This is a genomic window from Agriterribacter sp. (assembly GCF_035497235.1).
In the GTDB taxonomy this organism is placed as follows: domain Bacteria; phylum Bacteroidota; class Bacteroidia; order Chitinophagales; family Chitinophagaceae; genus Agriterribacter.
Window position 1 is genome coordinate 26,442 of the sequence record NZ_DATJEB010000058.1, and the last position, 15,290, is coordinate 41,731.

The 15,290-nt window shown below is 43.3% G+C and carries 13 protein-coding genes; 1 reads left to right on the forward strand and 12 read right to left on the reverse strand.

The window, feature by feature from the left end; all coding sequences use genetic code 11:
* Positions 1-90: 90 nt before the first annotated feature.
* The 4 genes from VL121_RS20830 to VL121_RS20845 form a co-directional block, all read right to left on the reverse strand.
* Complete coding sequence (locus tag VL121_RS20830; protein ID WP_325408546.1) at positions 91-699, reverse strand: RNA polymerase sigma factor; 609 nt, start codon at positions 697-699, stop codon at positions 91-93.
* Positions 700-777: 78 nt separating this feature from the next.
* Positions 778-1,239 (reverse strand): hypothetical protein, encoded by a 462-nt coding sequence (locus VL121_RS20835; protein WP_325408547.1) that lies wholly within the window; start codon positions 1,237-1,239, stop codon positions 778-780.
* Between the two features lie 193 nt (positions 1,240-1,432).
* Complete coding sequence (gene hxpB / locus VL121_RS20840; protein WP_325408548.1) at positions 1,433-2,092, reverse strand: hexitol phosphatase HxpB; 660 nt, start codon at positions 2,090-2,092, stop codon at positions 1,433-1,435.
* Between the two features lie 312 nt (positions 2,093-2,404).
* Complete coding sequence (locus VL121_RS20845) at positions 2,405-3,139, reverse strand: SIMPL domain-containing protein (RefSeq protein WP_325408549.1); 735 nt, start codon at positions 3,137-3,139, stop codon at positions 2,405-2,407.
* A gap of 131 nt (positions 3,140-3,270) precedes the next feature.
* Between VL121_RS20845 and VL121_RS20850 the strand changes: the two genes are divergently transcribed.
* Complete coding sequence (locus VL121_RS20850) at positions 3,271-4,014, forward strand: lysophospholipid acyltransferase family protein (protein ID WP_325408550.1); 744 nt, start codon at positions 3,271-3,273, stop codon at positions 4,012-4,014.
* Here the strand turns inward: VL121_RS20850 and VL121_RS20855 are convergent.
* The 8 genes from VL121_RS20855 to VL121_RS20890 form a co-directional block, all read right to left on the reverse strand.
* Positions 4,007-4,540 (reverse strand): acyl-CoA thioesterase, encoded by a 534-nt coding sequence (locus VL121_RS20855; RefSeq protein WP_325408551.1) that lies wholly within the window; start codon positions 4,538-4,540, stop codon positions 4,007-4,009. The two genes, VL121_RS20850 and VL121_RS20855, sit on opposite strands and share 8 nt — an antisense overlap.
* Before the next feature lie 246 nt (positions 4,541-4,786).
* Positions 4,787-5,770, reverse strand: a complete 984-nt coding sequence (locus tag VL121_RS20860; protein WP_325408552.1) for a hypothetical protein — start codon at positions 5,768-5,770, stop codon at positions 4,787-4,789.
* Between the two features lie 135 nt (positions 5,771-5,905).
* Positions 5,906-6,352, reverse strand: coding sequence for a GNAT family N-acetyltransferase (locus VL121_RS20865; protein WP_325408553.1), 447 nt, complete (start codon positions 6,350-6,352; stop codon positions 5,906-5,908).
* Between the two features lie 346 nt (positions 6,353-6,698).
* The gene (bshC, locus tag VL121_RS20870) at positions 6,699-8,294 is read right to left on the reverse strand and encodes a bacillithiol biosynthesis cysteine-adding enzyme BshC (protein WP_325408554.1); all 1,596 of its coding nucleotides are present in this window, start codon (positions 8,292-8,294) and stop codon (positions 6,699-6,701) included.
* 422 nt (positions 8,295-8,716) lie between these two features.
* Entirely contained in the window at positions 8,717-9,895 is a 1,179-nt protein-coding gene (gene uxuA, locus VL121_RS20875; RefSeq protein WP_325408555.1) for a mannonate dehydratase, read from the reverse strand.
* Between the two features lie 289 nt (positions 9,896-10,184).
* Positions 10,185-12,044 carry a RagB/SusD family nutrient uptake outer membrane protein gene (locus VL121_RS20880; RefSeq protein WP_325408556.1) on the reverse strand — a complete coding sequence of 620 codons (1,860 nt, stop codon included), beginning with the start codon at positions 12,042-12,044 and terminating at the stop codon, positions 10,185-10,187.
* A 60-nt stretch (positions 12,045-12,104) separates the two neighbouring features.
* Complete coding sequence (locus VL121_RS20885; RefSeq protein ID WP_325408557.1) at positions 12,105-12,488, reverse strand: hypothetical protein; 384 nt, start codon at positions 12,486-12,488, stop codon at positions 12,105-12,107.
* Between the two features lie 186 nt (positions 12,489-12,674).
* Entirely contained in the window at positions 12,675-15,266 is a 2,592-nt protein-coding gene (locus tag VL121_RS20890) for a SusC/RagA family TonB-linked outer membrane protein (RefSeq protein WP_325408558.1), read from the reverse strand.
* Positions 15,267-15,290: the final 24 nt, after the last annotated feature.

Genomic DNA, 15,290 nt, shown 5'->3' on the forward strand with positions numbered 1-15,290 from the left:
ATGCGTATTCAAGTGAATACTAAAAAACTCCCTGCTAACGGGTATATAACGAACAGGGTGAAAAAAAGGATGAGGGGCAGTACAACTTTTTTAAATAAGCTGGTACAAGACCCAAATAACGGTGGACTGTAGTTTGTATTGCTGACCCACTTCTTCCCGTAAGAACCGGAGCGCTTGTCCCAAATGGGTTTTGATCGTATTAATAGATACACCAAGTTGTTCGGCTATCTGCTTATGCTTTAACCCGTCATGGCGGCTGAGCAGAAATATTTTACGTTGCTGAGGGCTGAGCTTGTTTACTGCCTGCTGTATGGAAATCCGGATTTCTCTTTGGCTGGCAGGATCAACGTTGGGAAGGGGTAGCATATTTTCCTGCTGCAGTTCAGCCAGGATCAGGGTTTCTTTTGCCATTCGCCGCAGTCCACTGATGGCCTGATTATGACAAACCCTGTACAGGTAGGCGTTCATATTTTCTATATTAGCCAGTTTCTCCCGGTTGGTCCATATTTTCAAAAACACATCATGCACGGTATCCTCCGCCATTTCCTGAGAGGCTGTAATGGTGAAGATGTAGTGATAAAGCTTGCCCCGGTATTGATAGAAGAGGGCGGTAAAGGCTTCTTCACTACCTTTTGCTAACTGTAGCAATAATTCTTTTTCATGATGTGGTTGGATATATTCCAATACCTTTTTTTCCAAAAATAATAGAAATTTTAGAAAAGGCCGTACCGGATTTTTCCGTTGAAATTCAGTTTTCTGGTGATGTGCGGCTATTTTTTATTGGATCACTTTAAATGTAATGGCAGGCGCCATTATTTTGCTGCCGTTTTTCAATTGTACAATCATATTGTCCAGTATCATCTGGTCGCCTTTAACCATATTATCTTTTATGCTTTGCCGCCATAGTTCGGGCATTATACTGGTGTCGCTGAAATCATTGATGCGCATGTCGTTGGTTGTTTTGCGTTCTCCGGTAGCCGGATCTTCATAGCTGCTTTTAAATTTGTAAATGGAACGGAAACGAACAATCGCGTATTGATTTCCCTTTTCATCGCGGGCTACTAAGGAGGAATCAATGATACGGGATAGTATAGCCGAAGTAATATCGCCGCCTTTAAAACCGCCAATGGTTATGGTTACTTTAGGCAGTGCAGGTGGGGCGATTGCAGGTTTTTTATTGTTTTGCGCCGGCAGGCTTGCTGTAGAAAAGCATAATAACAGGTATACCAGTTTCTTCATAGAAGGAAATTTGCGGAATATGGCTTTATAAGTTACAAAACGCCTGCAAAATAGAATTTATTATACAGCAATTTTGTTAAAGCTGTTTGGAGTGAAGGAGGCTTCCTGTAATGCGTAAGCTTCAGCCTGGTTCCATCAGCTTCAGGAAATAATTCAAAAGCTTACGAAGGAAGTTCCTTTATATCCCTTTTATTTATAAAAAGCCTTTTAGCTGCGCTTCTCCAAAATCGGCCAGGCTGTTTAGTTTCAAATCGGCGGCATTCCATCGGAGCTGATCCCGCATAACCCGGTCAGGTATAACCACGCATTTCATCCTGGCGGCCTTGGCAGCAATCATACCATTGAACGAATCTTCAAAACAAATACATGTAACGGGGGATGATTGCAGTTCCGCGGCGCAGGCAAGGTAAACTTCGGGGTGGGGTTTGCCAAAGCTTAAAAACTGGGCAGAGGTCATGGCCTGCAGATAGCGGCGGATATTTAATTTATCGGCCACAACATGCACCACTGCCATTGGAGAGGATGTGGCCAGCCCTATTTTATATTGATGCTGCTTTAACAGTGCAAAAATTTCCTGTACGCCGGGCATGGCTACACCCCGGGCATCAATCTTTTCAATTGCTTTTTGAATGGTTAGTTCAATAGCATTATTAATAAAGCCGGGCTTTATTTTAAAATGATGGAACCAGTGGCTAATCCACTCCTCGGTGCGTAAACCCCTGGTATCGTGGTATTGTTTTGTTGTTAGCTGAATATTAAACGCCTGTAAAACTTCTGCTGCCGCTTCTTCCCATAAGGGTTCAGAATCAATGAGCAGTCCGTCCATGTCAAAAATTACGGTATCTGTTTGCATGCTGCAAATATATAGTGAATAGTGAATAGTGAGTTGTGAGTTGTGAGTTGTGAGATGTGAAAGATGAAAAGTAAGATGTGAAAAGTAAGATGTGAAAAGTGAAACGTGAAAGATGGACTTCTGTGTATTCCTTCGGATTTAGGATTTACGGCTTCGGGCTTAACACAGTGAATGTTTGCATCAATGAATCATCTGCTCATCGTTAGCATGCTTTAGCTCATGGCTGATCTGCAAGCTGACAGCCCGGGAAGGCGGAAGGAATGGGTGGAAAGTGCCGCCGGTAATTTATTCCCGGCGGCTGCCCGGCTGAACTTATTGCAATGCAAAAATGGTTTGTACTTCAAATTTCAGCCTGATCTTTTTGAAATCAATATTACCGCTTTCTGTGGCGTCTGCATAAGGCGCGCTTTCTCGGAGCATCATATTGGCTGCCGCCGCATTTTTATATACAGGCATAATGGAGTACTCCACGGGTTCCTGGATGGAAATTGCCGCTCCCGCTTTTTCGCCAATTGCTTCAGCAAGGTAAATAGCTTTATCCTTTGCCTCCTTTACGGCCTGTATTTTTAATTGCCTCCTGAATTGCGCTATTTTACTGTGCGGTGTTTTTACAATATAAAATCCCTGTGTGGCTTCATCGTCTAATTTTTCAACCATCGCGTCTATCTTTTGCATATTGTTGAACTGAATGATATAACTGATGGTTGCCATCATGCCTGGTGTTTTTTTCTTTCTCTGCTGCCAGTATAAACGGTCTGCTCCCTGGTATAATGCAATACTGATCAAAGAATCGGGAATGCCCGCACTTTTACACTGCTCCAGGAATTTCTTTTGAATGGCTTCAATGCTGATTTTGCCTGAACCCTTTTTTTCATACTCGCTTAAGGTAACCTGCACATATATTTCATCAGGTACGATTTCCATTTCTGCGCTGCCCGTTACATTAATCGTTCGGGGATAGGGGTTGTTGTATACCGGGTTATTTACCTGTGCAGCGGCTGCGCTTATAGCAATGGCTAATGCGGATGTGAATACCAGTTTTTTCATAATTATAATTTCAGACAAGATGTTATTCTTTTACTGATTACATATTTACAGGAAAGCGTTGCGCAAGGGTTAACAAAGTTTTTGCAAATAGCCTATATTGCAAAGCAAATGAGGAGCATAAATATTTACTAATGGTTTCATTTTTCGAAAGGCTACGCTATGTAAAACTGGTGCGGAAGATCGTATATGTTATCATCGGAACCCTGTCTTATCCGGGGCTGGCCATGATGAACCGTATTAAAATTTCCGGTGCAGAACATCTCAGGAACTTACCCCGCAGGAATGTATTGTTTGTGAGTAATCACCAAACCTATTTTATGGATGTGATCGCTTTCCTGCATATTTTTTGCGCGGTAAAGTGGAGAAAAGAAAATAAACTGGGCGTTCCCTATTACCTGCTTAATCCATTTACCAATGTATATTTTGTTTCGGCGGAAGATACCATGAGAAAAAATTTCATGAGCAGGTTAATGTCCCTGGCGGGCTCTTTAACAGTTAAACGTACATGGGTGGAAGACGATAAGTCGGTAAGAAAAGGATTAAACCTTTCTGATACCAAAAAAATTTTAAAGGCACTCAACCGGAGCTGGGTGATCACTTTTCCCCAGGGAACTACTACAGCCTTTGCCCCCGGGCGTAAAGGCACGGCTTTTTTGATAAAGCAAAGCCACTGCGTGGTAGTGCCTATAGTAATAGATGGTTTTAATAAGGCGTTTCACAAAAAGAACCTGAAGCTGATGCGCAAAGGCGTGTTGTTAACCGTAAACTTTAAGGCGCCGCTTGCCATTAATTATGAAGATAACCTGGATCATATACTGGATCAGTTGATGGATGCGATAGAGCAAAGTGATAAGTATAAAACTAAAACTATTTAGTTTCTGATCCGTTAAAAAAAAGCGCCTTCAGCTCAAGCGCTTCATCGGGCTTCATTTTTCCACCTAATACCAGTCTCAGTTGCCTTCTTCTCATTGCACCGTCATACAATTTCTGTTCATCTTCCGACTGGGGCATAAGCCGGGGAACGGGAGATGGTGCTCCGGTTGCATTAAGCGCCACGAAGGTATAATACGCTTCATTACTTTTGTATTTATGCTGCCGTTTTAAATCTTCTCCCCATACATGTAAATGTACTTCCATTGAGGTAGTGAATGCCCGGCTTACTTTGGCTTCAATATACACGGCGTTTCCCAGCAGAATGGGCGCTTCAAAAGAGATGTTGTCAACGGAAGCTGTAACTACCGCGGCATTGGCGTGTTTTTGGGCGGCCAGCGCGGCAGCAATGTCCATCCAGTACATAAGCCGGCCACCCATAAGATTTCCAAACACGTTGGTATCATTAGGGAGTACCAGTTCCGTCATTATTATTAATGATTCGCTTACCTTTTTTGAAATGGGTTCCATCAAAAAAATTTGCACAAAGATAAGGATTGGGAACGGGCAATGATTTGTGTGCCGGTGAATATACCCTTATGCAATTAGAAAGGGAACGCGCTGATCAGGTTTGCTTTTACGCGTTGGCAATAAAAGTGTAAATAATCAGCAGGGCTATTAAAGCAACCCTTATGGTTACAATGTTGGAGGTAATACTTTTTTTCATGGTGTTTATATTTTGGGTTTATATTTTGAGAATACGGACTATTAAATACGTTAAAACACCATCGGGCAGCGTAAAATACCGGATGAACCACCATTGCCTCCCAGGCGAATGCCAACTTTAATAGTAGCGGCATAGTACGAATCATTACGGGTAGGCGTACCCCGTTTGTTACCTTCATTATAGTGGGGGATTCTTACGCCGGGACTTACCTGTTGTGCTTTGTTATGCATTTGTTTGGCAATGGTTGCGGTTCTTGATCCCGCACCAAAATAGCTGTCGAAATCACTGTCGGCAATAAAGTCTGTTCCTATATCATCAATATAGTCGGTAAAGGTTTTCCTGTTTACGATTTCAAATGCGGCGCTTACTTTATCGGAGAAGTAATAGCGTATGCCCACGCCGTAGGGAATATTAATCTGTGTGAGGCTGTATTCTTTTTTGTCGGGATATTGAGGCATGCCCTGACCTTCAGTACGCAGGGGTTTCAGGTCAACCCAGGTTTTTGTGCCATTAGGCGCTGTATATTGACCCTGCGGGTTAAAATGAAAAACGCCTATACCGATTACTCCGTAAGGACGGAATTTATGATACAGGTCTTTGTCATCATTTTCAAGAAATACCAGGGGATATATTTCACCTGTTAAAGTAACTTCCTGTATAGGGATACGGGCAGAAAGATTCCTGTTTTTGCGGGCAACTTCGGGGCCGCCTTTATCTACGATAATACTGTCGGCTCCTTCAAGCGTAGTAAAATTTGCGGCAAGTGTTATACCCAGAAACTCGCTTGGACGAATGGTGAGATAAGCACCTTTCATCAGTTTGGTCATTTGAATGTTATTGTCTTTCAGGAATGTTTTACCCGTACCATAGCGTCCGCCTAAATCGCCAAGCAAATTGGAAGGGCCTATATTGATCCCTATTTCGTATACCGGCTTATCAAAAAAAATATACTGACTATACGATTTTACAGAAAAAAAACTTATAGCCGTAATAATACAGGCACGAAAAACCAGGTTGGGTAATTTTTGTATCATGAGAGCGGATTTATGCTTTCAAAAAGTATTGGACTGACCTAATTAACGGGCTATGCTGTAAAATAGTATAGTAAAAAAGAGGCAAGCAGGGGAGGGGCAGATAGCATAGCAATGGCTGCGAAGCAGAAGCATGCTTTAAGGAAGGATCATTTTAATATGTTCAATCTTGTCTTCCAGGTAGATACCACTATCCTGTATAAATCCTAAGCCTTCATAAAATTTTTTGAGGTAGAGCTGGGCGCCGATCCTGATGGGAACAGTTCCAAATAGTTGATACACAGTAAGAATAGAACGCTCAACCAACGCTTTGCCTATGCCGGTTCCCCGTATCTCCGCTGTATTTACCACTCTTCCGATCGCCGCTTCCCTGTACACAATTCCGGGTGCAAACAGGCGGGTATAGGCTATAAGGTTATTTCCGTTCCATGCGCATAAGTGCCACGCTTTCTGATCGTTATCATCGGCATCAACGAAAGCGCATGCCTGCTCCACTATAAATACTTTCATGCGCAACTGCATTATTTTGTACAACTCATGAACCGTGAGTTCGTCAAATGTTTTAGCCTTCCACTGCAATTGCATAAGAATTTGATGTATGGTAACAAAATACAAAGCTCAAAATTCAAAATAAATGCATCAGGAACCAAATTATATACAGATGCCTTGTACCTGCCAATAACATATTTTCTGGATGATTGATGCCCTGCACTGTAAAATTCAGTGTGATTGCCTTATTGATTAGGGGAGCTCTATTGGAGAACTCACCATGACAGGTTGAATCCGAAGGAGAAAGTTCGAAACCCGAAGCCAAATGCAACTATAAGCTACAAATTAAAAAAATCACAGGGAGAGGGGAGTAGGGAGAAGAGGAGTACTCAGCCTGCGGTTAGTAGCTACACACCTGATAGTTCTCATACTTCACACCTGATCATACCTCTCTTAATACGCCAAACTTTTTATCGAAGGTGGGAGCATGCTTATACAGCATATCAATAAATGATTTGCCGTACCGGGCGTAATAGGGCAATATATTTTCAACTCTTTCCTGCAGGGTATTGCGGGGAAACAATGCCGATTTTAATTGGTGAAGTTGAGCGCTTTGCACGGTATACTTTCTTTTTTCGGCCCTGAGCATTTTCTTTTCTACGTTTTTCAGCGCTTTTACCGCTTTTGCTTCTATGGCGTTAACATGCTGTGTAAGGGTGGTATCCACCGGGTGGGTAACTGTTTCAATATGCTTATAAAAATCTGCCATCTGGCGCATTTCTTTTTCAAGTGTTAACTGGAGGCTGCTGCGGGCATTTACAATATCCTTCAGCAACAGGGCCTCATCTTTAAAAAGCGCTTCGGCAGAAATACCGAGTTTATCCATGAGCTGCCCCATTTTTTTTTCTACGATCAAAAAAGAATTGCGTTGCAGCAGCACAGGGTAAGGTACTTTATAATGCGTGAACATTTCTTTTAATTCAAGCCAGTAAGCCACTTCAGAGCCGCCTCCTATAAATGCCACATTCGGTAAAATGGTTTCCTGGTATAAACCGCGCAATACCACATTAGGACTGAACCTTTCGGGATGCGCATGTAATTCGTCTATTATTGCCGCGGAAGAAAAACAGGTATTCGTATTATTAATTGTAAAACTATCGTTGGTTTTAATAATTCGCTCCCGGGTACCATCTACCATATAGAACAGGTTAATGTTCCTGGGATTAACCTGGGCATGGTAGGTGCCGGCGAGTTGTTGCGCCGTTTGTGTAACAATTGTTGCGGGGGTATGCCGGAAAAGATCGTCTTCAAACACCCCCGTCATTGTTTTTTTTAGTGTTGCGTCATCGGCAATCAGCACTAACAATCCGTACGATTCAAACAAGCTGTTCACCAATTTTAATGTAGCCTCCTGCACGGTAGAAGACTGGCAGTAACAATTTTTTAGCAGTGTAACCAGTTGTTGCCCATGCTCCAATACCCCCAGCTCTCCGCTGATGCGATGGATCAAAGCATCCATCCCTTTTGTATGCATTCTGCCAACCGCGCCTGTTTGATGGGTTTCCCATACCAGCTTATCATGGTTTAAAAAAATATGGTTGAGTTCTTCCAGGTCGTTGTCTTCACTGCCCATGTAATATACCGGCACAAAATAATTTTGCGGGAACGCCGTGTTCAGCTCATCGGCCAGTTTAATGGCATGCACAATTTTATATATAAAATAAAGATAGCCGGTAAACAGGTTAGGCTGGTGTGCGGTGCATACGGTAAACGTATTGGAAGCGGTTAATTTTTCTATATTGGCTCTTACCTTTTCGGAAACCGTAATGCCTTTATATTGTGTTTTGAGTGCGGCTACTAAAGTAGTACGATCGGTGCTGAATGCTTTTCTTGCATCAATAGCTCCTGCAATTCCCTGCAGGTCGGGCGTATATTGATAAAAGGGTTGTAGCGATGTATGCTGATGCAGGTAATCTATAGCCAAAGCAGAAAAAGCTTTGGTACTGTCGTAACTGATCCATTCGGTGGTAAAATTCATATCATTCACGATAAAATATAGGGCAAATTAGCTAATTCATATAAATGGATGGGGAATTTACATTTTTATTAAGAGAAAGCGTGTATGCGATAGCTATAAAAAAGTGCAACCTCCTGTATGAGGAGGTTGCACCTGAAGTTGATTGACACTAACCCACCATATATGTTGAATAGATTACCTCAGGAGAGGCATACTGCATGGGTTCAATTTTAAACACAATAAAGATACGGCCATTTTTGCCCGGTATCAATACCGTAAAGCGGGTATTACATGTTATTTTTTTTTACGAATAAGAATGCTGCTGTTCCTGTAAAAATCTTAAAATCAAGCAATTACCGCCTGGTTGGTGAACACGCGAACTAAGGTATTTAATCACTACCGGCTTTTTCAGCAAAAGCCGTAGGAGCAGAGAAGCCGGTGGTTTAATTAAAATGAACTCCTTTTACTATGCCCAGTTCCAAACCGCGTAATTCAGCCAATCCGCGTAAACGGCCAATAGCGGAATAACCCGGGTTGGTCGTCTTATTCAGATCATCCAGCATTTGATGACCATGATCCGGCCGGAAAGGGATAGGTTGTGCAGCCTGTTGCTGAATAGTGAGCAGGGCTTTCATTACGGCATACATATCCGTATCACCATCAAGATGATCTGCTTCATAAAAGTTTCCCTCCTCATCTCTTTTTGTGTTGCGTAAATGAGCAAAATGGATGCGGCTACCCAGCTCCCTGATCATTGCCGGCAGGTCATTAGCCGGATTAGCGCCCAGCGATCCTGTACAAAAGCAAATGCCGTTTGAGGGTGTTGCTGAATAAGAAATAATATCCAGGAAGTCTTGTTGCAAACAGGCGATCCGTGGTAAACCCAGTATATCAAAAGGAGGATCGTCCGGGTGAATGGCTAACTGAATGCCCAACTCGGCTGCTGCGGGGGCTACTTGTTGTAAAAACCAGGCAAGATTGCTTTTTAATGCCGCACGGTCAATATCCTTATATTTTTCCAATTCTTTTCTCATTCCTTCCGTGGTACGTTTTTCCTCTCCCGGAATACCAAACAAAATAGTATTCACCAGGCCTTCCTTTCCGGCTGCTGTGTAAGTACTGTTTTTTTTAGCCGCCTTTTCAATAATAGCGGCTGGATATGTTTTTTCCGCATTTTTTCTTTGCAGGATGTGTATATCAAACAATGCCAGGTCGCTCCAGTTAAAATAGAGCGCTTTTGAGCCGTTGGGCATGGTATAATTAATATCTGTTCTTGTCCAGTCGTTCACCGGCATAAAATTATAGGTAACTATTTTTACACCGCAGGCAGCAAGGTTGGCAAGCGATTGTTTATATTTTTCAATCAGTTCAGCGTAATTGCCGCTGCGTGTTTTTATGTTTTCGTGTACAGTAAGACTTTCCACTACGCTCCATTCAAAGCCCCCCGCTTTCAATTCGTCAATACGTTTATTGATCTCTTCTTTCGTCCATACTTCCCCGTGAGGAATGTGGTGCAGCGCGGTAACAATACCGTGAACGCCCGCCTGTTTAATATCCCGGAGACTTACCGGATCATTTGGCCCGAACCAGCGCCATGTTTGTTGTAATTGTTTGGTATGCATGTTATTGTTATTGTTTATAGCCTTATACTAACTTTTAAGTCAACGCCCCGGTTCGTATCACTTCGAAACGGAAGATGGTTCGTGCGGACACGAACAAGGACATTGTCACTAAGACGCGAAGAAAATAAAACCTGAAGTTCAGAACTTTGTGTCTTTGAGTCTTAGTGGCATATCTTCTAAACCGGCCCTTTCGGGACAGCCTCTTCAACATTGTGCGGAAATATACGTTAAAAAGTGAAAAGCGAAAGATTTGATCTTCCGCTTTTCAGTATAGTCAGGAGTCATGGAATTATTCCGCTGGTATTTCTGTCAAAGGCGGCACATTATTCTGAAAGCCGTCATAACCTTCATTCTGGTTTAATATACCCTCCACATTACTGTTTATGGCGCCCTGGGGTATGGGCCAAAGCACATGGTATGGGCTCATTGTATACCTGTCGCCATGATTGGTTACCACGCCTTTGTTATAAAAATTATTCTTCTCCATGATCCGGTCATAAAAGAAATTATCGGTAGTGAAGTTTTGCAGGTTATAGGTTTTGCCATTGTAAGCAGTTTTTCCGGTTTGGGCAAACAAATACGATATGCGGGTAAGTTCCACCTTGCGTGGTTCTTCGTAATACAATTCCCTGCCGCGTTCATCTAATATAGTGCCGATATTTACCTCTGCTGCAGTTATGGGTGCTGCACCTGCACGGGTTCTTACTTTATTGATGTCTTCAGCGGCAAGGTCATTCTGATCTTTCCAGTAATAGGCTTCAGCTCTCAGTAAATAGGTTTCTGCCAGGCGAAATACATACCAGTCGGTATGTCCGCCGCTGGGGGTTGCATTTTCAATGTCCGGAATGTATAATTTGTAATGCGGCCAGTCGAACCAGCTTCTGATGGTATCGGCACAAAGAATACCGCCGGAAGAATTGTAGAGTTGCAGCGGTTTTCCGTAATAAGGGTCGGGAGGATTCATTGTTTTTAATGCGGGGTTGTTGTATACCAGGTCTTCCATCCGCATCCAGTTGCCCGGCGCATGACGCAGATCGTTCGGATCGTCCCACAAAGTATGCGTGCTGTACCAGGTGGCGCGGCAACGCCCTATGGCCCTGCCAAAATTAGTGGCCTGGTCATAATCAATATTGGGATTATTCTTTTTTAAAGCATCTGTTGTTCCCCTGTTGCCTCCGGGTGTAATAATATTATTGGAAAACCAGTAAGGTGCGGCCTGCCGCATGGTAGAACCACCACCGGCGAAATCACCATTATCTTTATATCCGTCCCTGTCTATCACCAGCATTAAGGCTTCGGTGTTTTCTGCTCTTGCTTTATTAAGCGGACGATGCATATCCCAGATTACATTTTTAGAAGCGTCACCCTTATCAACGCCAAACCGCTGGGTCATGAGGGCATGTACGCCGCCATCTATAACGCGACTGGCCGATGCAATAGCGTCATCGAAGTTCCCTAATGCAAGGTTCACTTTGGTAAGCAAATGGCTTACGGCGCCTTTGGTTACCTCGCCTCCACTGGCTTTTGCCGGAACCCATTGTTCCGCGAATTCCAGGTCTGTCTTCATTTTTTGAAGGATCACTTCCCGTTTTACCGAGTAAAAATCAAGCCGGGGTGCTGTTACTTCCTTCATTACCGTGGGAACATCACCAAATTCATTGGTGAGCATATAATACCGGTAAGCCCTGTGAAAATAAGCTGCTCCCAGTACGGCATTTTTTTCTTCTTCTGACTTCCATTTAGGCTGATCAATATAAGATATGGCTGTATTGGCGTATTTTATACCCTTATAACCCTCGTACCAGTACCAGCCAATCCTGTTAAAATCCGTATGGTTTAATTGTGCGGTAGGGGTAATCTGCAAATTCAAGTCCTGCGCCGGTCCCGATTTATCCGTGGTGCCTTCAATAGCCATCTCCGAAAAAATCAATTGCGTAATAATAGGAGCGCCATCTCCAAACCATTCGTAACGCAAATTACGCTCGCATGCCACTAAAACACTTTTTAACCCTTCGGGCGTATTAAACGTATTTTCAGGCGTATAAAAAGATAATGGTTGCGGTGCTAAAAAGTCTTTCTTGCAGGAACCCATCAATGTAATTATCGCAATTGCCACCAGGGATAATGCAGGTTTATATATTATTTTCATTTTCTGATATTTATGTAGTGATTGGATATAGTACTCAATTCTTTACTTCACGAAAAGATTTTATAAAGTAAGATTTAAGCCCAATGTATATATCCGTGGCGTAGGACCACTGTTTTCCGGATCCCAGTATGTCCATTGCTGTGCATACATTCCTGCATTTTTTATAGTGAAAAAGAATTTCAGGTCCTGCGTGCTGATCCTTTTCAGCAGGGCTTTTGGAACTGCATAAGCAAGCGCCACATTGTCTAAGCGGATAAATGATTTTTTCCGGTACACGCTGTAACTCGCACTCCCATCATTTGAAGCCAGCCGGGCGTAGTCGTTTGTTGGGTTGTCGGCTGTCCAGAACGGGAATGCATAGGAATTTACACGATCAGGGAACGCATTGCTCCTGTTCTTTGCCTGGTTATAGGTGGCCATATGACCCCAGTACGAATACATCATAAATGAAAAACTAAAGTTCTCGAAGAAAGTAAACTCATTGCGTAATGTCCACCGGAAGCGTGGCTCGGTATAACCCAGGAACTCCCTGTCGTCATCAGTATACTTGCCGTCATTGTTTACGTCTTTGATCTTAAAATCGCCGGGGTAAACACCATATGCACGTGCCTGGTCAAATTCAGCGGTTTGCTAGATACCTAATGCGTTTTGATCCCATATCGCATCTAATGGATGGCCTATAAACCATTTATTGGCTTTATCATCCGCTTCTTTTTGCCCTATCACATTTCCATTGGCGTCTTTTATATCCGTTTTAGCGCCATAGAGATGCACGATTCTGTTGCGGTTCAAAGAGAAGTTCAATGAGGTGTTCCAGGTAAAATTATTTCTCTGAATATTCCTGGAGTTAAGACCTACTTCTATTCCTTTATTATCAACCTGCCCAAGGTTGTCCCAAACAAAACTAAAGCCCAGGATGTCGGGTAATGTGCGTTTAACCAGCAGGTCATTTGTTTTGCTTTTGTATACATCAATGCTTCCATCTATCCTGTTATTGAGCAGGGCAAAATCAAGTCCCACATTAAAAGCGGTAGTAGTTTCCCATTTCAATAATTTATTCTGCATGTTATTCACATACAACTGCGATACCTGCTGGATATTTCCGTTGGGCAGTACGTGCAAATACTTCCCGGTTTGCAAATCAGCTAACGCCACGTAACGCCCGATGTCCCTGTTACCATTGAGCCCATAACTTACTCTCAGTTTGCCATAATTCAACCAGTTGGATTTCAGGAATGGTTCATCACTGAAAACCCAGCCTAATGCCGCAGAAGGGAATGTAGCTCTCGGGTTGCTTTGTCCGAACGCTGAGTAGCCATCGCGCCTTGCCGTTAAAGTAAGCATGTAGCGGTCTTTATACGAGTAAAATAAACGGGCCATTAAGGCATCCGCGGTACTCACCTCATCTCCGAACTGGGTACCATCGCCCTCATCGCTGTACACACAGGTATTGCATGGAACGGTAATGGTTGCGGCTCCCATATTGTGGTAGCCCAGTACATCACTGGGTTGAAAGCCGGTGCCCACCACTTTGTTACGCCATACCTTGTATTTTTCCGCATTGGCCAATAAGGTTACATCTACATGATGATCCCTGCCAATATTTTTACTCCAGGTAAGCAGGTTATCTACCTGCCATTGATAGATATTGCGGTTTTCTCTTGTTGCAATACCTCCAACATTTGTCCAGTCCTGGTATTTTGAAGACTGCCCGTTAAAATAATTATACCATTCAAACCGTGGTGTAAAGTTTAGCTGGTATTTTATATCAAATGGCAGTGAAACCTTTGCATAGATACTGGAATTGAGGGTGTAATACTTTTTCAGGCGATCGGTATATTTTGGAACGGAAAAGGGATTTGCTCCGCCGCTGGCTTCATCGTTGGGCCTGTAACGATAATCGGTTGAGTCGTTATTCCAGAAAGAACCCCAGGGAGAATTTGCTGTAATCAGCGTCCAGTCTACCGGAACGGCGCTTTCGTCTCTTACGCTAAATTGCGTATTGGTACCCACACTTAGGAAGTCGGTTACTTTAGCATCTATATTAATACGGCTGCGCATTACATTATAATCATCACCCACCACAACGCCTTCGTTTTTCATATAGCCCATAGACCAGTAATAGCTTATCCTGTCCTGCCTGCCGGAAAGGCTTATATTATAATCCTGGCGCTGGCCGTTATGAAACATCATGTCGTACCAGTTTTGTGTACGCCCGGCTTTGTAATTGGCAATTTCAACCGGTTGCAGGTTTAATCTTTGCAGCCAAACGGTGAGGGGGTCGGCAGTAGGATTAGAATTGTCGTAAGCCAGCCAGTCGGCTACGGGTATGCTTGATGGTAATTGGCGGGGATCATCAAACTGGTAAGGTTTAGCTTTTGCAATGTTCGTGCTGTATTGCGCGTTTCTTCTCCAGGTATATAAAAATTCCTCGGCATTGTACACTCTTTCATTAACACTCATGGTAGCAAGCCCGGTGCTTGCATTGAAATTAATAACCGGTTTGCCTGTTTTCCCTTTTTTGGTGGTAACCTGAATTACGCCACTGGCCGCTTTTGCGCCATATACTGCTGCAGAGCTTGCATCTTTTAATACATCAATGGTTTCAATATCATTGGGGTTAATGTCGGCCAACGCACCATAATAAATAATGCCATCTAACACAATAAGCGGGCTGGAGCCTGCATTCAACGTGTTTTTTCCTCTTACCTCCAGCGATGCATCTCCTTTGGGAGAAGCGGTAAACCCGATATTCAAACCCGGAATATTTCCGCGTAAGATATCCTGGATGGATGATGGTCTTTCGTTTTCCAACTGGGTGGCCTTTACTGAAGACACGGCTCCTGTAAGATCTTTCTTTTTGGCCGTGCCATAACCAATCACCACCACCTGTTCTAACTGGGAAGCTTCTGCTGCTTCCAGCTCCACGTTAATATTTGATTGGCCTTTTACGGCAATGGTTTGTGTTTTGAAGCCAACCGATGAAAATACAAGCTTCCCTGAGCCGGGTACTCCGGTTAACCGGAATCTGCCTTCATCATTGGTGGTAGTACCATTAGTGGAACCCTCCACGCTAACGGAAATTCCGGGAACGCCATTGGGGCGCTCGGCCGTGGTTACCCTGCCCTGCACAGTAATATCCTGTGCGAGGGTAGTTTGCCACTGGCAAAGCAGGAGGATGCATAAAAGCACCGGCAGCCTGCGAAGTTTTCTCTCCTTCATAATAGCAAGTTTTGTTAGTTATTA